The sequence below is a fragment of the Aquabacter sp. L1I39 genome, assembly GCF_017742835.1.
Lineage (GTDB): Bacteria > Pseudomonadota > Alphaproteobacteria > Rhizobiales > Xanthobacteraceae > L1I39.
Map to the genome: position 1 here is coordinate 5,372,816 of NZ_CP072392.1, position 15,409 is coordinate 5,388,224.

General features: G+C 68.8%; 13 protein-coding genes and 1 tRNA gene. 5 read left to right on the plus strand and 9 right to left on the minus strand.

The annotated features are described in order from the left end of the window. Window positions 1–16: 16 nt before the first annotated feature. Complete coding sequence (locus tag J5J86_RS24295; RefSeq protein ID WP_209102872.1) at window positions 17–1,669, plus strand: FMN-binding glutamate synthase family protein; 1,653 nt, start codon at window positions 17–19, stop codon at window positions 1,667–1,669. Window positions 1,670–1,745: 76 nt separating this feature from the next. Here the strand turns inward: J5J86_RS24295 and paaZ are convergent, their stop codons facing one another. From paaZ to paaN, 3 genes are all read right to left on the minus strand, one after another. Then, on the minus strand, window positions 1,746–3,824 hold the full coding sequence (gene paaZ / locus J5J86_RS24300; RefSeq protein ID WP_209102873.1) for a phenylacetic acid degradation bifunctional protein PaaZ: 2,079 nt from the start codon (window positions 3,822–3,824) through the stop codon (window positions 1,746–1,748). Window positions 3,825–3,941: 117 nt separating this feature from the next. After that, window positions 3,942–5,150 carry a 3-oxoadipyl-CoA thiolase gene (gene pcaF / locus J5J86_RS24305; protein WP_209102874.1) on the minus strand — a complete coding sequence of 403 codons (1,209 nt, stop codon included), beginning with the start codon at window positions 5,148–5,150 and terminating at the stop codon, window positions 3,942–3,944. Window positions 5,151–5,172: 22 nt separating this feature from the next. Continuing rightward, complete coding sequence (gene paaN, locus J5J86_RS24310) at window positions 5,173–6,822, minus strand: phenylacetic acid degradation protein PaaN (protein WP_209102875.1); 1,650 nt, start codon at window positions 6,820–6,822, stop codon at window positions 5,173–5,175. 123 nt (window positions 6,823–6,945) lie between these two features. Here paaN and paaG point away from each other — a divergent pair, with 123 nt between their 5' ends. From paaG to paaK, 3 genes are read left to right on the plus strand one after another with little or no spacing between them, the layout of a single operon-like run. Next, window positions 6,946–7,734: a 2-(1,2-epoxy-1,2-dihydrophenyl)acetyl-CoA isomerase PaaG gene (gene paaG / locus J5J86_RS24315; protein WP_209102876.1), complete on the plus strand. Its 789-nt coding sequence runs from the start codon at window positions 6,946–6,948 to the stop codon at window positions 7,732–7,734. Continuing rightward, on the plus strand, window positions 7,731–8,219 hold the full coding sequence (gene paaI / locus J5J86_RS24320; protein ID WP_209102877.1) for a hydroxyphenylacetyl-CoA thioesterase PaaI: 489 nt from the start codon (window positions 7,731–7,733) through the stop codon (window positions 8,217–8,219). The genes paaG and paaI overlap by 4 nt, the downstream gene beginning before the upstream one ends. Before the next feature lie 18 nt (window positions 8,220–8,237). Continuing rightward, window positions 8,238–9,569 carry a phenylacetate--CoA ligase PaaK gene (gene paaK, locus J5J86_RS24325; RefSeq protein WP_209102878.1) on the plus strand — a complete coding sequence of 444 codons (1,332 nt, stop codon included), beginning with the start codon at window positions 8,238–8,240 and terminating at the stop codon, window positions 9,567–9,569. Window positions 9,570–10,631: 1,062 nt separating this feature from the next. Here paaK and arsC read toward each other — a convergent pair. Further along, complete coding sequence (gene arsC, locus J5J86_RS24330; RefSeq protein WP_209102879.1) at window positions 10,632–11,048, minus strand: arsenate reductase (glutaredoxin); 417 nt, start codon at window positions 11,046–11,048, stop codon at window positions 10,632–10,634. A 302-nt stretch (window positions 11,049–11,350) separates the two neighbouring features. Further along, complete coding sequence (locus J5J86_RS24335) at window positions 11,351–12,244, minus strand: ArsR/SmtB family transcription factor (RefSeq protein ID WP_209102880.1); 894 nt, start codon at window positions 12,242–12,244, stop codon at window positions 11,351–11,353. 278 nt (window positions 12,245–12,522) lie between these two features. Between J5J86_RS24335 and J5J86_RS24340 the strand changes: the two genes are divergently transcribed. Beyond that, a complete protein-coding gene (locus J5J86_RS24340; protein WP_209102881.1) occupies window positions 12,523–13,413 on the plus strand; it encodes a DMT family transporter in 891 nt (296 codons plus the stop codon). A 163-nt stretch (window positions 13,414–13,576) separates the two neighbouring features. Here the strand turns inward: J5J86_RS24340 and nusG are convergent, their stop codons facing one another. The 4 genes from nusG to J5J86_RS00005 all read right to left on the minus strand — a co-directional run bounded on the left by nusG (window position 13,577) and on the right by J5J86_RS00005 (window position 15,401). Then, on the minus strand, window positions 13,577–14,107 hold the full coding sequence (nusG, locus tag J5J86_RS24345) for a transcription termination/antitermination protein NusG (RefSeq protein WP_209102882.1): 531 nt from the start codon (window positions 14,105–14,107) through the stop codon (window positions 13,577–13,579). A 5-nt stretch (window positions 14,108–14,112) separates the two neighbouring features. Further along, window positions 14,113–14,313, minus strand: coding sequence for a preprotein translocase subunit SecE (secE, locus tag J5J86_RS24350; protein WP_209102883.1), 201 nt, complete (start codon window positions 14,311–14,313; stop codon window positions 14,113–14,115). Between the two features lie 332 nt (window positions 14,314–14,645). Continuing rightward, window positions 14,646–14,722: transfer RNA gene (locus tag J5J86_RS24355), tRNA-Trp, on the minus strand. A 598-nt stretch (window positions 14,723–15,320) separates the two neighbouring features. Then, a complete protein-coding gene (locus J5J86_RS00005) occupies window positions 15,321–15,401 on the minus strand; it encodes an EF-Tu C-terminal domain-related protein (RefSeq protein ID WP_083481307.1) in 81 nt (26 codons plus the stop codon). Between the last annotated feature and the right edge of the window lie 8 nt (window positions 15,402–15,409).

Sequence of the window (15,409 nt, forward strand, 5' to 3'; positions counted from 1 at the left end):
CGAAGTGGGGAGACGCATGCCCTTCCACCTCAGCCAGAGCGCCCGCCTTCTCATGGGCCGCTACAGCACCTTCGCGATCATCATCGCCTTGTGCGTGCTGACCCTCATCGCCTCGTTCGTGGGCAACCCGGCTTGGCTGTTCGCCTTCTGCGTTCTCTTCCCGCTGGCGTGGATCGGGGTGTTCGACGTGACGCAGGAAAGCCATTCCCTGCTGCGCAACTATCCCGTCATCGGCTCCATGCGCTGGGTGTTCGAGGCGCTGCGGCCCTATCTGCGCCAGTATATCGTCGAGGACGATCTGGAAGGGCACCCCTATAATCGCAACCAGCGTTCGCTGATCTATGCCCGGGCCAAGAGCCAGGAGGACCGGCAGACGTTTGGCACCGAACTCGACACCAACGCCTCCCATTATGAATGGATGACCCATTCCCTCTCCCCCATGCCGGTGGCGGAAGAGCCATTCCGGGTGATGGTCGGGGAAGGCACCTGCGCCAAGCCTTATGCGGCCGCGACCCTCAATATCTCGGCCATGAGCTTCGGCTCACTGGGCCGCAATGCCATTGAAGCGCTCAATCTCGGCGCCAAGACGGGCGGCTTCTACCACGACACCGGTGAGGGCGGCCTCAGCCCCTATCACCGGCTCCATGGCGGCGACATCGTATGGGAGCTGGGCTCGGGCTATTTCGGCTGCCGCAACCGCGACGGCTCCTTCTCGCCTGAGCGGTTTGCCGAGAAGGCGACCGACCCCCAGGTCAAGATGGTGGAGATCAAGCTCTCCCAAGGCGCCAAGCCTGGCCATGGCGGCGTCCTGCCCGCCGCCAAGGTGACGCCAGAGATCGCCGAGATCCGGGGCATCCCACTGGGCGAGGACTGCATCTCGCCCTCGCGGCACCCCGCCTTCGCGACGCCCGCCCAGATGATGGAGTTCGTCGCCCAATTGCGCGAATTGTCCGGCGGCAAGCCCGTGGGCATCAAGATGTGCGTCGGCCATCCCAGCGAGGTCTTCGCCATCGCCAAGGCCATGGTGAAGACTGGCATCCACCCCGACTTCGTGGTCATCGACGGCTCCGAGGGCGGCACGGGCGCCGCGCCCCAGGAACTGGCGGATCATATGGGCATGCCGCTGCGCGAAGGGCTGGTGCTCATGCGCAATGCCCTCGTGGGCACCGGGCTTCGCCCGAAGGTGCGCCTCGTGGCCAGCGGCAAGGTCACCTCCGGCTTCTCCATGGCGGCCAACATGGCGGTGGGCGCCGACTGGTGCAACGCGGCCCGCGCCTTCATGTTCTCGCTGGGCTGCGTCATGTCCATGCGCTGCCACACCGGCCATTGCCCGACGGGCGTGACCACCAACGACCCTCATCTCCAGCGGGGCCTCGTGGTGGCCGACAAGGCCGAGCGCGTGGCAAGCTACCAGCGCCACACCGTCTCTGCCCTCGCCGATCTCGTGGCGGCGGCGGGCCTTGCCCATCCCAGCGAGCTGGCTCCGCACCATGTGTGGCACCGGATCACGCCGGTGGAAGCAAAGCCCCTGGACAAGCTCTATCCCTTCCTCGACCCCGGCATCCTTATCAATACGCCCGAGGCGACGCCCTATGCCGCCGAGTGGGCGGCGGCGCACGCGGACAGCTTCACGCCGGTCCAGTCGGTGGGACCGCGCCGGGCGGCCTGACCTCGCCTGCGGCCTTTCAAGAATAAGCGGCCCCGGTCGGACCGAACGGGGCCGCTTTCGTTTGCGGGGGCGCGCCTCACGCCACGGACGTGCGGGCGCTCATGGTGAGCAACTCGTAGCGGGCGACCGTCTCGCCATTCTGGTTGAACACTTCCGCATCCCACCGCACCTCGCCATAGGCCGGCAGCCGCGCGGCCTGCTTCTGCTTCACCGTGAGGCGCACCTTGATCTCGTCGCCGGGCGAAACCGGCTTCAGGAAGCGCAGATTGTCGAGGCCGTAATTGGCCAGCAGCGGGCCGGGCGCCGGGTCCACGAACAGGCCGGCGGCGAAGGACAGAATGAGGTAGCCGTGCGCCACCCGACCCGGGAAGAAGGGATTGGCCTTGGCTGCCTCTTCGTCCATGTGGGCATAGAAGGTGTCGCCGGTGAAATGGGCGAAATGCTCGATGTCATCCAGCGAGATGACGCGGCTCGCCGTCTCCACGCTCTCGCCGATGGCGAGCGCATCGAACGGCCGCTTGAAGGGATGCTCGGGCGTGACGGGCGCCGGGGCACCCTTGATCCAGGAGCGGGTCAAGCTAGAGAGCCGCGCAGGCGAGCCCTGGAGCGCGGTGCGCTGCATGTAGTGGTACACGCCCCGCAAGCCGCCCATCTCCTCGCCGCCGCCGGCCCGTCCCGGGCCGCCATGGATGAGGCCGGGTAGAGGCGACCCGTGGCCGGTGGAGTCCTTGGCGCAATCCCGGTCCACCACCAGCACCCGGCCGTGGTGGGACGCAATGCCGAACACCAGGTCTTCCGCCACGGCGGCATCATAGGTGAACACAGAGGCGACAAGGCTCCCCTCCCCCTTCGCCACGATGGCCACGGCGTCGGCGAGGCTGTCATAGGGCATGAGGGTGGCAACCGGGCCGAAGGCTTCCACTGCGTGCGGCGCGTGGGCATCCAACGGGCTGTCGCAGCGGAGCAGGACAGGCGCCAGGAAGGCACCCGTCGCGGCATCGGCGCCCACCGGATCGACATTGGCCGGGTCGCCGGCGATGATCTTCGCCTCGGTCGCGATCTCCGCAACGGCTGCCCGCACCGCCTCGCGCTGGGCAAGCGAGGCCAGCGCGCCCATGCGTACCTCGTCCCGGCGGGGATCGCCGATGCGGATGGCGGCAAGCTGGGCGGAGAGCGCCTCGGCCACCTCTCCCGCCACGGCGCGGGGCACCAGGATGCGGCGGATGGCGGTGCATTTCTGGCCCGCCTTCACCGTCATCTCGCGCACCACCTCTTTCACGAAGAGGTCGAATTCCGGCGCGCCCGGCACCGCGTCGGGGCCGAGCACGGCGGCATTCAGGCTGTCCCGCTCGGCGATGAAGCGCACCGCATTGCGCGAGACAGCCGGATGATTGCGCAGCGCGCCGGAGGTTTCGGCGGAGCCGGTGAAGGAGAGCACATCCTGTCCGGTGAGGTGGTCCAGCAGATCGCCCGTCGACCCGCAGATGAACTGGAAGGCGCCTTCGGGAAGCGTGCCAGATTCAACGATCAACCGCGCCAGCGCCTCGGCCACATAGGCGGTCGCGGTGGCCGGCTTGGTGATGACGGGCACGCCGGCCAGGATGGCGGGCGCCAGCTTTTCCAAGAGGCCCCAGCAGGGGAAGTTGAAGGCGTTGATGTGCACCGCTACGCCCTGGAGCGGCGTCAGGATATGGGTGCCCAGGAAGGAGCCGCCCTTGGAGAGGCTTTCGGGCGTGCCTTCCACCACAAAGCGCTCGCTCGGCAACTCGCGCCGGCCGCGCGAGGCATAGGCATAGAGGGTGCCGATGCCGCCATCGATGTCGATGAGATTGTCCCGCTTGGTGGCGCCAGTGAGCAGCGCCAGGGCATAGAGCGGCTCCTTGCGCTCGGAGAGATAGGCGGCCAGCGCCTTCAGCCGGTCGGCCCGCTCATGGAAGGTCATGGCCCTGAGCGCCGGTCCGCCCACGGCGCGGGCGTGGTGGACCATGGCGCCGAAGTCGAGCCCCTTGGTGGAGGCCCGCGCCACGAGGCTCCCGTCAATGGCGCTGGGAATGTCCACCGCATCGGGGCCGGTCGGCACGAAGCGGCCCAGCGCATAGCTTTCAAGCGCCAGCGGCGCGGCAGAGACATCAAGGGAAGCGGCGGCGTTTGTCATAGCGTGCCTTTTTTTGCCTGGAGGGGAGCAGCCGAGCCGATGGCAGGGCGCGTCCTGTGTCTTCGAGGAGAAGAGGCCGCGCCCTCAGGCGCGGCGTCCTGTAGCGATGCGCCCGGCTCACACCCGCTCGATGAGCGCGGCGATGCCCTGCCCGACGCCGATGCACATGGTGGCCACCGCCCGCTTGCCGCCGCGCACCTCCAGTGCGCTCACCGCCGTCATGGCGAGGCGTGCGCCGGACATGCCCAGCGGATGGCCGAGCGCGATGGCGCCACCGTGCGGATTGACGTGCTCGGCATCGTCCGGGAGGCCCAATTGGCGCAGCACCGCCAAGGCCTGGGAGGCGAAGGCTTCATTGAGTTCGATGAGATCGATGTCGGCCAGGGAGAGGCCGTTCTTGGCCAGTAGCTTCTGCGTCGACGGTGCCGGACCGATGCCCATGATGCGCGGCGGCACGCCGGCCTGCACGACCGAGACGACGCGGGCGCGGGGCGTCAGGCCATATTTTTTCGCCGCCGCCTCAGAGGCCAGGATCAGCGCCCCGGCCCCGTCATTGACGCCCGAGGCATTGCCAGCGGTCACCGAGCCGCCGTCCTTACGGAACGGTGTCTTCAGAGCGGCGAGTTGTTCCAGCGTGGTGTCGCCCCTCGGATGCTCGTCCACCTCCACCAGTGCGACCGCGCCCTTCTTGGCCTTGACCGCGATGGGCGCGATCTCGCGGGCGAAGAAGCCCGCCTCCTGCGCCGCCTTGGTGCGCTGCTGGGAGCGCCAGGCAAAGAGGTCCTGGTCGGCGCGGGAGATGGCGAAGTCCTCGGCCACGTTCTCGCCGGTCTCCGGCATGGAATCGACGCCGTACTGGGCCTTCATGAGCGGGTTGATGAAGCGCCAGCCAATGGTGGTGTCGTAGATCTCCGCCTGCCGCGCGAAGGCCTCCGTCGCCTTGCCCTGCACGAAGGGCGCGCGGGTCATGCTTTCCACACCACCGGCGATGATGAGATCTGCGTCGCCCGTCATGATGGCGCGGGCGCCCATGCCGACCGCATCAAGGCCCGAGCCGCACAGGCGGTTGATGGTGGTGCCAGGCGCACTCACGGGCAGCCCGGCCAGGAGGGCGGCCATGCGGGCCACGTCGCGATTGTCCTCGCCCGCCTGGTTGGCGCAGCCGAGGATCACGTCGTCCACGGCCTCCCAGTCCACGCCCCCGTTGCGCTCCTTCAGGACGCGGATGGGATGGGCGGCCAGATCGTCGGCGCGCACGTCCTTCAGGGCGCCGGCATAGCGGCCGATGGGCGTGCGGGCGAAGTCGCAGATAAAGGCGTCGACCATGTCTGTCTCCAATCTGTCCGGCTCAGGCGGCAGTGGCCGGGCGGCGCACGCAGACGATGCGGAAGCGGCCGGCGATGTAGGCGGCGTCGGTGAGGCACGCATTGCCGGCGGGATTGGCGCCGGTGACGTGATAGTCCGAGAAGGCCGCGCTCTGGTTCACATAGATGCCCCCCGTGAGGTTCACCGAGAGGGCGACGCCGGCTTGCGCGCTGGCCTTTGCGGCGGCGCGGATCTCGTCTTCGTCCGTGCTGTAGAGGGCGGCGGTGATGGCACCCTTCTCGCGGGCCGCATGGGCGGCGCGGGCGATGCCGTCGGCGGAATCGTCCACCGCCACCAGGAAGGCGATGGGGCCGAAGCGTTCCTCCAGATAGGCCGCCTCGTCGGCGGCCTCCACGGCGAGAAGCAGCGGCGTCGCGGTGCGGGCGGCGCCGGCGAGGGGCGCGCTGTCACGGACCACGCGGCCGAGGCTGCGGGCGGCAGAGATGCGCTCCAGGGTCGCCGGGTTCTGGATCGCGCCCAGCACGGCGGCGGCGCGGGCGGGATCGGACAGCAAAGCGTCGATGGCGCCGGCTATGCCCGCGGCCACCTCCTCGAAGCTCTTATGGCCCTCGTCGGTGGCGATGCCGCCGCCTGGAATGAAGAGTGTCTGCGGCGCCGTGCACATCTGCCCGCTATAGAGCGAGAGCGAGAAGGCGATGTTCTGGCACATGCCAGCGAAGCTCGCCGTGGAGGCGATGACGATGGTGTTGACCCCCGCCTCCTCCGTGAAGAGCAGCTTGCCGCGCAGATGGTCGCGCAGCCAGCCGCCGAAGGCCGGCGAGCCGGTGAAATCGACGATTCCCACCGCTGGGTGCGTCGCGAGTTCCTTGGCGAGCGGCGCCTCGGCCGTGTCGGGCGCCAGTTGCAGGACATCGGGATCAAAGCCCGCCTCGGCCAGCACCTGACGGCCGATCTTCACGGTGATCGCCAGCGGCAGGATGGCGGCGGGATGGGGCTTCACGATCACCGCATTGCCGGTGACAAGGTCCGCGAAGAGCGCCGGATAGCTGTTCCAGGTCGGAAAGGTCGCGCAGCCGATGACGAGGCCGAGGCCGCGCGGGACGATGTGGAAGTCCTTGTCGAGGCGGATGGTGCTGCGCCCCGCCGGCTTTTCCCAGCGCACCGCGCCGGGCACCTCGGCCATCTCCTTATAGGCATAGGCCACCGCCTCCAGGCCCCGATCCTGGGCATGTGGACCGCCGGCCTGGAAGGCCATGGCGAAGGCCTGGCCGGTGGTGTGCTCCACCGCATGGGCCATCAGGAAGCTGGCTGTGTTGAGCCGCACCAGGATTTCAAGGGCAACGCCCACCCGCGCCTCGACCGAGGCCTCCGCCCAAGCCGGCGCGGCGCGCCCGGCAGCAGCCACCAGCGCCTCGGTGCTCAGCGCCGGATAGGTAATGCCGAGCTTCAGGCCATAAGGCGAGACTTCGCTGCCCACCGGAGCCAGATCACCTGCCTGGCCAAGATCGAAGGGCCGGCCGATGAGGGCTTCGAAGGCGGCTTTGCCCTCTGCCGGCGCGGCCTCGCCATAGGTGCGTGGCACCTCCGAGAAGGCGCTCCAGAAGCCGCGCTCGCGGGTTGCCGTGACCGCAGCCTCCAGAAGCGCGCGGTGCGCCTGGAACAGATCAGCCATACTCTCCTCCCTGATGGCGGAGCCGTCTGCCCGTCTGTTGACAAGCTCGCCCCTTGCGCTAAAGATTAACCGATCGATCGGTTAATTCAAGAGGCTCATACAGAGCCCGACTGGGAGGATGGAGTGGAGCCAATTCTTCTCGTGGACCGCCACGAAGGCTGGACCGCGCTGACGCTGAACCGGCCGGACCGGCTCAATTCCTTCAATGAGGACCTGCACCGGGCGCTGGCGGACGCCCTCGACGCGGCCGGGCAGGACGAAGGCGTGCGCGCGGTCCTGCTCACGGGCGCGGGACGGGGGTTCTGCGCCGGGCAGGATTTGAGCGACCGGTCCCCTTCCGATGCCCCGCGCGACCTCGGCGCCACCATCGAGGCCTTCTACAATCCGCTGGTCCGCCGCATCCGGGCTTTGCGCAAGCCGGTGGTGTGCGCGGTCAACGGGGTCGCGGCGGGAGCGGGGGCGAACATCGCGCTCGCCTGCGACATCGTGCTGGCGGCCCGCTCGGCCAAGTTCATCCAGGCCTTCGCCAAGATCGGCCTGGTGCCCGATTCCGGCGGCACCTATTTCCTGCCGCGCCTCATCGGCGATGCCCGGGCCCGCGCTTTGGCGCTGCTCGCCGAGCCGGTGCCGGCGGAGACCGCCGAGAGCTGGGGCATGATCTGGAAGGTGGTGGATGATGCCGCCCTCCAGGACGAGGCGCGCGCCCTCACAGCGCGCTTGGCCACCCAGCCCACCCAGGGTCTTGCCCTCACCAAGGCGGCCTTCAACGCCTCCGGCGGCAATGATCTCAACGCCCAGCTGGACCTGGAGCGCGACCTGCAGCGCCAGGCGGGGCTGACCCCGGATTATGCGGAAGGCGTGAAAGCCTTCATGGAGAAGCGCGCGCCTCATTTTACCGGCCGCTCCTCATGAGCGCCCCGGCCTCCGCCGCGCCGACGCGCGATCCCGCCGAGGTGGCGCGCCTTTCCGCCGCCGCCATGTGGTCGACCGACAATGCCAGCCAGGGCCTCGGCATCGAGATCCTGGAGGTGGGCCCCGGCACCTCGAAGCTCGCCATGACGCTCGCCGACCACATGACCAACGGCCACGGCATGGCTCATGGCGGCTTCATCTTCGCGCTGGCCGACAGCGCCTTTGCCTTTGCCTGCAATTCCTATGGCGAGCGGGTGGTGGCGGCCCAGTGCGCCATCACCTATCTGCGGCCGGGACTGAAGGGCCATCGCCTGATCGCCACCGGACGCGAGGTGGCCCGCTCCGGGCGCAGCGGCATCTATGACGTGACCGTCACGCAGGATGGCGTGACCATTGCTGAATTTCGCGGCCATTCCCGGCTCATCGGCGGCAGCATGCTGCCGGAGGCCGGGGACGAGAACCGCCCCTCGCAAACGCGACCTTGAGTGGAGGAGACGAACCCCATGGCTCTCCCGGCCTATACCTTCGACCGCGACGTGAAGGGCGGCCTCGATGCCGCCGAGCGCGCCTCCCGCGACGAGATCCAGGCGCTCCAGCTGGAGCGCCTCTCCTGGTCGCTGCGCCATGCCTATGAGAATGTGCCCTTCTACCGGGCCCAGTTCGATGCGGCGGGCGTCCACCCGTCCGACCTCAAGCGCCTGTCGGACCTGTCCAAATTCCCCTTCACGGTGAAGACGGACCTGCGGGATCATTACCCCTTCGGCCTGTTCGCCGTGCCGCGGGAGAAGCTCGCCCGCATCCATGGGTCCTCGGGCACCACGGGCAAGCCCATCGTGGTGGGTTATACGCAAGCCGATATCGACATGTGGGCGGACGTGATGGCCCGCTCCATCCGCGCGGCCGGCGTGCGGCCGGGCCAGATGGTGCATGTGGCCTATGGCTATGGCCTGTTCACCGGCGGCCTGGGCGCCCATTACGGGGCCGAGCGGCTCGGCTGCACGGTGGTGCCCATGTCGGGTGGCATGACCGAGCGCCAGGTGCAGCTCATCCACGACTTCAAGCCGGACGCCATCATGGTCACGCCCAGCTACATGCTGGCGCTCATGGACGGCTTCCTGAAGGCCGGCATCGACCCGCGCACCACCTCGCTCAAATATGGCATCTTCGGCGCCGAGCCCTGGACCAATGCCATGCGGACCGAGATCGAGCAGGCCTTCGCACTGGATGCCACGGACATTTATGGCCTCTCCGAAGTCATCGGCCCCGGCGTCGCCCAGGAATGCGTGGAGACCAAGGACGGCCTGCACATCTGGGAAGACCATTTCTACCCGGAGGTGATCGACCCCATCACCGGCGAAGTGCTGCCCGACGGGTCCAAGGGCGAACTGGTCTTCACCTCCCTGACCAAGGAAGCCTTTCCCATCATCCGCTACCGCACGCGGGACCTCACCCGCCTTCTGCCGGGCACCGCGCGGCCGGGCATGCGGCGCATGGAGAAGGTGACGGGACGCTCGGACGACATGATCATCCTGCGCGGCGTCAACGTCTTCCCCACCCAGATCGAGGAGATCCTGCTGAAGGCCGAGACCTGCTCGGGCCATTACCAGCTGGAGCTCATCCGCGAGGGCCGCATGGACGAGATGATCGTGCATGCGGAGATCCGCGAGGACCGCTGGGCGGGCGCCAATCTCGACGCGGTGGCCGGCCAGATCCTCGCCCGCATCAAGGATACGGTGGGCATCACCACCCGCATCGAACTGCACGAGCCCGGCGGCATCGAACGCACCGCCGCCGGCAAGGCCAAGCGCATCATCGACCGCCGGCCGAAGGACTGAAGGGCGGCGCCGGGGCCGTGGTGTCATGGCTTCGGCCCTTCCTCTTGTCTCCCGGTTCCTTTGCGTCCGGCGGATTGGCCGGCCGGATCACCTCGGCGTCCTCCCTCCCGCCCCGTCCTCCGGGGGCCTTTGCCCCCTCCCTATCCCTCCCCCGCTTTGCGGGAGAGGGGACTTTGGTGCGCTTGACGGGGCGGTGATTCGGTTCTGCCCCGGCGTCCGCATCCCGACCTCTCCCCCGGCGCGACCGGCCCCCTCTCCCGCAAAGCGGGGGAGGGTTGGGGAGGGCGAAGGAAGGACGAAGCGTCCTCCTCCCCAAGCCGCGCCCCGCCTTTTTCCTCAACTTCTCCCCACCCCGGAGCCCTTTGCCCCCTCCTAGCCCTCCCCCGCTTTGCGGGAGAGGGGACTTTGGTCCGCCTGGACGGGGCGGCACTCACCCCGTCAAAGATGTCTGCCAACTCAACCTCTCCCCCGGCGCGACAGGCCCCCTCTCCCGCAAGGCGGGGGAGGGTTGGGGAGGGGGAAGCATGGACGCGAGCGCCCCAGTACCAACATCCCCGCCGATGGCGAGGTGGAGGGATGCGGGAGCGGCCGGCGCGCGGCGGCGCGCCAGGGATAAATGGGTTAGACGTCGGAGCCGGGCTCCGTCCGCTCCCGCGCGGGGATTTCTGGCCTCGGCCCCGCGCCGCGTGGGCGACAGGTTCTCCCATCAGCACCGGCCGAACCACTGCCGGATCGGTGCGCCAGGACCTTCAGCCTCCTCTGCTAACGGTTCGGGGGGCGTTATTCCCCGTCCCGTCGGACACCCGCCCCCGACACCACCCGTCAGGCCGCTCCGGACGCGCCCCTCCTTGGTGCCAGGTAAGGACACCATAGCAGAGGCGCAGGGGAATAGGAATATCATCTAGGATATTTTTCTTATATCCAGCAACCTCCCCGAACGCGCGCGGAGCCATGTCGCAAACAGAGGCCGGGCGCCTGCACAAGTCACGGGCCGTGGATGCGCGGGACAGGCCCGCGCATGACGCTGGAGGCGAAGCAAGAGCGCGAAAGCGGAGTACCGCCCTAACCCTTCGCGATCACCACCTCGCCATCCTCCTTGGTGAAGTGATCGGGCCGGCGCTCCAACAGCGAAAGCACGACCTCGGAGGGCCGGCAGAGCTTCACGCCAAGCGGCGTCACCACGATGGGCCGGTTCACCAGGATGGGATGGGCCACCATGGCGGCGAGGATCGCCTCATCGGAGACGCCCGGCTCCAGCAGGCCAAGCTCGACGGCCGGCGTGCCCTTCTCCCGCAGGATGTCGCGCGGGGCAGCCCCCATGCGGGCGAGCAGGTCGCCCAACAGCTCCACCGTCCAGCCCGCTTTCAGATAGAGCACCACCTCGGGCGCATAGCCCGCCGCCTCCACCATGGCGAGGGCGTTGCGGGACGTGCCGCAGGCGGGGTTGTGATAGAAGGTGATGGGAAAATCGGTCGTCATCGCCACACCCATGATGTGCCTGCTTTGCTCTTTCGCTCGGGATCTCGCACCGGGGTTCCGCGGCCGAAACCAAAGGCGGGGGCGCCCATCGGCCCTCTATATTTCTATATTTCGAGACTAATCGAATTATTGTGGTCCGCAAAGCCAAAAGTGCGCAGCGCCCGGTGCGCGATTCCCGCGCGGCGCCTGACGGGGACGATGCTCAGCAGGCTGAAACCGTGCGTCGCGCAGCCCCCAAAGGGGATGTTCCTTCTGCGCGCGGGCAACGGAATGTGCCCGCCCTTGCCCGAGGCTCCCGGCGTTCACAATCGACCCGGCTGCTCATCCTCCCCCCTCGCCGCGATGCCAAACCAGTCGGCAAAGCCTGACTCGCCCTTCCGCGTCACGGTAAGGGCGCGGCTACCCGGTACGCACGCCACCCAGTCGAGCGCCAGGAACCGCGCCAGCAGGGCCGCGCCCAGGCGGCCGGCCAGATGCGGCCGGCGTTCCGACCAGTCGAGGCAGGTGCGGCACAGGGGCCTCCGGCCCACCCCGGAGCGCTCGGCATCGATGCCGAGCTCGGCGAGGAAGAGCCGCCCGGCAGGGGTGACCAACCCGGCACCCTCATGCAGTTCCACATGCCCGCCGGCCTCAAGCGCAGCGGCCAGCGCCACCGCCAGCCGCCCGGCCATATGGTCGTAGCAGGTCCGGGCCCGGCGCAAGGCGGCATCGCGCGGCCCGGGCGGACGATGCCGGCGGGGGCCGGTGGCCGCGAGCGCCATCAGCGCCGCCACAGCCTCCGCCACTTCGATGCCGGCAAGGCGGAAATAGCGGTGGCGGCCCTGTCGCTCCACCACCAACAGGCGGGCGGCCACCATCTGCGCCAGGTGACCGCTGGCGGTCTGGGGGGTGATCCCGCCATGGTCCGCCAGCTCGCCGGCGGTGAGGGCCATGCCGCCCATGAGGGCACAGAGCATGTGGGCGCGGGCGGGATCGCCCATGAGATGAGCCACCTCCGCCACCGCGCTGCCGGATGCGAAGTTTGCGCCGTCACTGGGGGGCGAAGGCGGCGCGGCGGTGGGCGCGCCGGCGGGCGAGACAGAGAGCCGGGCGGACAGACGCGCACGTCCCGGGCCGCGTTCCGGCCAGGGGACCGCGCCGCTGTCCGCAGCACGGCCGGCCCCTTCTGCGCCGATGGCCTTCTCCTTGGCGTCCATCCCCTCATTCTCCCCTGGCGCGCCATCCGGCTGCGGATGCGGCCCGCGAAGGCCGGCCTTTCGCATCGGCCTCAGGCGTCCCGCAAGCCCGACGATTGGTCCCGCCACCTCTCCCGCTCTCCCGGATGTGGGGCGCCAGTCTAGCGCCCCCCATCCCCGCCGGGCAGAGGGCGATACTTCGGCCGTGGCCGAACCTTTGGCGCGTGGGCGCGGCTAAGATGAGACCCGAGGCTGGCCCTGTTGGGCAGCCCCCTCGTTTCCTGTCTCACCGGACCTCCATGCGCCCCCCTGCCCTGCCCGACCTCGCTCTCTTGCTCCTCCTGTCCACCTTGTGGGGGGCCTCCTACAGCTTCATCCGCGTGGGCGTGGAGACCATCCCGCCGGTAACCTTGATCGCCGCCCGCACCCTCATCGCCGGTGGCCTGCTGGCGCTGGTGGTGCAGGCGCGGGGCTTGTCCTGGCCACGGGCATGGCGTTTCTGGGGGCAATGCGCGGTGCAGGCGCTGCTCAACAGCGTGGTGCCCTTCACCCTCATCGCCTGGGCGGAGCGCTCCATCGAGGCGGGGCTCGCCACCATCCTCAATGCCACCTCCCCCGTCTTCGCCTTCCTCGTCACCGCGCTCCTCGCCCGGCACGAGGCGGTGAGCGGGCGGAAGCTGCTCGGCGTTGCCGGCGGACTGGCGGGAACCTTGCTCATCGTGGGCGTGGATGCGCTATCGGGCCTCGGGCGGGATGTGGCAGCGCAGCTTGCGGTGGTCGCGGCCAGTGCGTGCTATGGCGGGGCGGCGGTGTGGGGGCGGCGCTTTGCGGGGCTGGACCCGCTCTTTCCGGCGGCGGGATCTCTGCTCATCGGCGCGTCGGTGCTGGTGCCGGTGAGCCTTCTGATCGACCGCCCCTGGATGCTGACGCCCTCTCCCGGTTCGCTGGGTGCCTTGGTGGCCTTGTCCGTGGCCTCCACCGCCTTGGCCTTCGTGCTTTATTTCCATTTGGTGCAGCGGCTCGGCGCGGTGGGCACCACGGCGCAGGCCTATTTGCGGGTGCCCATCGGGGTCGCCATTGGCGTCCTTGCCCTGGGAGAGCACCTCTCCGGGACGGCGCTGGCGGGGCTGGGCCTGATCCTGGCGGGGGTCATCGCCATGACGACGCCCGCAGGGCGGCGTAAAAGATAGAGAACGTGCGACGCCCGCAGGGCGGCGTCAAAGATAGAGAACGCGCGACGCCCGCAGGGCGGCATCGGAGCTAAGGCCGCGACGCCCGCAGGGCACGGCGCCGCCAAAGAAAAAGGCCGGGCACCTCGCGGCGGCCCGGCCTTGTTCGTGAAAGGGAAGATCCTCAGACCTTCTCCACCTGGCCGAATTCCAGTTCCACCGGGGTGGCGCGGCCGAAGATGGAGACGGCGACCTTGAGGCGGGAACGGGTCTCGTCCACTTCCTCGACAATGCCGTTGAAGCTGGCGAAGGGGCCGTCGGAGACCTTGACCGTCTCGCCCACCTCGAAGCTGATGGAGGGCTTGGGCCGGTCGATGCCTTCCTGCACCTGCTGCAGGATGCGCATGGCCTCGTTCTCGGAAATGGGCATGGGCTTGTTGTCGGCGCCCAGGAAGCCCGTGACCTTGGGGGTGTTCTTGATGAGGTGGAAGGCCTCGTCGGTGAGGTCCATCTTCACCAGCACATAGCCGGGAAAGAACTTCCGCTCGGTGTCCACCTTCCGGCCGCGCCGCACCTCCACCACCTTCTCGGTGGGGACGAGGATCTGCTCGAACAGATCGGCGACGCCGCGCTGCTCCGCCTGCTCGCGGATGGCGTCGGCCACCTTCTTCTCGAAGTTGGAATAAGCGTGAACGATATACCAGCGCTTGGCCATGACGCTCACCACCGACCGATTTTCAGGAGCTGGCTGACGCCGAACGACATCACCTGGTCCGCCAGGAGAAAGAAGATCGAGGCCAGCAGCACCATCACGAACACCATGCCGGTGGTGATGAGGGTTTCACGGCGGGTCGGCCAGGTGACCTTCGCCGTCTCGGCGCGGACCTGCTGGAAGAACTGGGTGGGACTGTTCTTGGCCATGTCATACACCTTTGTGCCGGAAGGCTCCCGGCACCTGTCCGGACGCCGCGCTACGGCCGGCCCTCTGGCCGCCCCGGCGCCCTTCCTTGCCCGACCCTCCGCCGCGCGTCCGCGATGGCGGGTCTTCCGATCCCCCCCGCGCAATGCGCCGGGCGGCTCTCAATTGCTCGGGCCGCGACGGCATGCCGGCGACCCATGTCCCGCCGGCCCGAATCGCAAGAAAGGCTCGTCGAGCCTGCCGCATCCCGGCCGCGGGACCTTATGTGTGGTTCGAAGGGGACCGCCGCAACGGCGCCGTCGCCGTTTCTCCCCTGTCTGCTTTCGGAGGCGCCTGGCAGGAGTGGAGGGACTCGAACCCCCAACCCCCGGTTTTGGAGACCGGTGCTCTAACCAGTTGAGCTACACTCCTAATGCCGGCGCCCCGAAGGCGGCCCAGGCGGGCTTCCCCCTTCGAGGGTAAAGTCCGCCGCGCCGGGAAAGCGACCCAGCGCATCGGACGCGTGTGTGTAGTGGCATGCGCGGCGTCTGTAAAGGGGCGCGCATGCCGCCCGCCCGCACTGTCCCCAGCCGGCAAGAAAGGGGCTCCCCCTCACTTTCCGCCCGGGGCTCCTTGGGTCGGGGATGGCGTCGCGGCCGTTGGGCGCGGGCCGTCCGTGGCACCTTGGGCGCAATCGCGGTTGGACCCGGTTCCGGGCGCATTCTCGAAGGCACAACGGGTTTCAGGCGGCGTGCCGCACACGCGCGCGAGATCCTTGAAGCCGACGCACCGCCCGTCCGGCCCCCGATAACCCGGCCCGCCCTTGCAGCCGCAGCCCGAGCAAGCCGGCCGCTCCGGGCAGCGCGTCGCGCCAGAGGCGTCGGGGATGCCCGCAAGGCCGGCGGCCAGCAGGAGGGAGGCCAGGGAGAGAATCAGGGAAGCACGAACCAAGGCCGAACCTCAAAGCAAAGGGGCGGCACCTTGCGATGCCGCCCCTTGCATATCTCAAGCAGACCGAAGTCCGCGTCGATCACTCGATGATCGAAGCGACCACACCTGCTCCAACCGTGCGGCCACCTTCGCGGATCGCGAAGCGCAGCTTCTCTTCCATGGCGATCG

What these genes read in the sequence shown, in the direction of transcription:
- J5J86_RS24295 (WP_209102872.1), top strand. Translation starts at nt 17, where the DNA reads ATGCCCTTCCACCTCAGCCAGAGCGCCCGCCTTCTCATGGGCCGCTAC.
- nusG (WP_209102882.1), bottom strand. Translation starts at nt 14,107, where the DNA reads ATGGCCAAGCGCTGGTATATCGTTCACGCTTATTCCAACTTCGAGAAG.
- arsC (WP_209102879.1), bottom strand. Translation starts at nt 11,048, where the DNA reads ATGACGACCGATTTTCCCATCACCTTCTATCACAACCCCGCCTGCGGC.
- J5J86_RS00005 (WP_083481307.1), bottom strand. Translation starts at nt 15,401, where the DNA reads ATGGAAGAGAAGCTGCGCTTCGCGATCCGCGAAGGTGGCCGCACGGTT.
- paaN (WP_209102875.1), bottom strand. Translation starts at nt 6,822, where the DNA reads ATGGCTGATCTGTTCCAGGCGCACCGCGCGCTTCTGGAGGCTGCGGTC.
- paaK (WP_209102878.1), top strand. Translation starts at nt 8,238, where the DNA reads ATGGCTCTCCCGGCCTATACCTTCGACCGCGACGTGAAGGGCGGCCTC.
- paaZ (WP_209102873.1), bottom strand. Translation starts at nt 3,824, where the DNA reads ATGACAAACGCCGCCGCTTCCCTTGATGTCTCTGCCGCGCCGCTGGCG.
- paaI (WP_209102877.1), top strand. Translation starts at nt 7,731, where the DNA reads ATGAGCGCCCCGGCCTCCGCCGCGCCGACGCGCGATCCCGCCGAGGTG.
- J5J86_RS24340 (WP_209102881.1), top strand. Translation starts at nt 12,523, where the DNA reads ATGCGCCCCCCTGCCCTGCCCGACCTCGCTCTCTTGCTCCTCCTGTCC.
- pcaF (WP_209102874.1), bottom strand. Translation starts at nt 5,150, where the DNA reads ATGGTCGACGCCTTTATCTGCGACTTCGCCCGCACGCCCATCGGCCGC.
- J5J86_RS24335 (WP_209102880.1), bottom strand. Translation starts at nt 12,244, where the DNA reads ATGGACGCCAAGGAGAAGGCCATCGGCGCAGAAGGGGCCGGCCGTGCT.
- secE (WP_209102883.1), bottom strand. Translation starts at nt 14,313, where the DNA reads ATGGCCAAGAACAGTCCCACCCAGTTCTTCCAGCAGGTCCGCGCCGAG.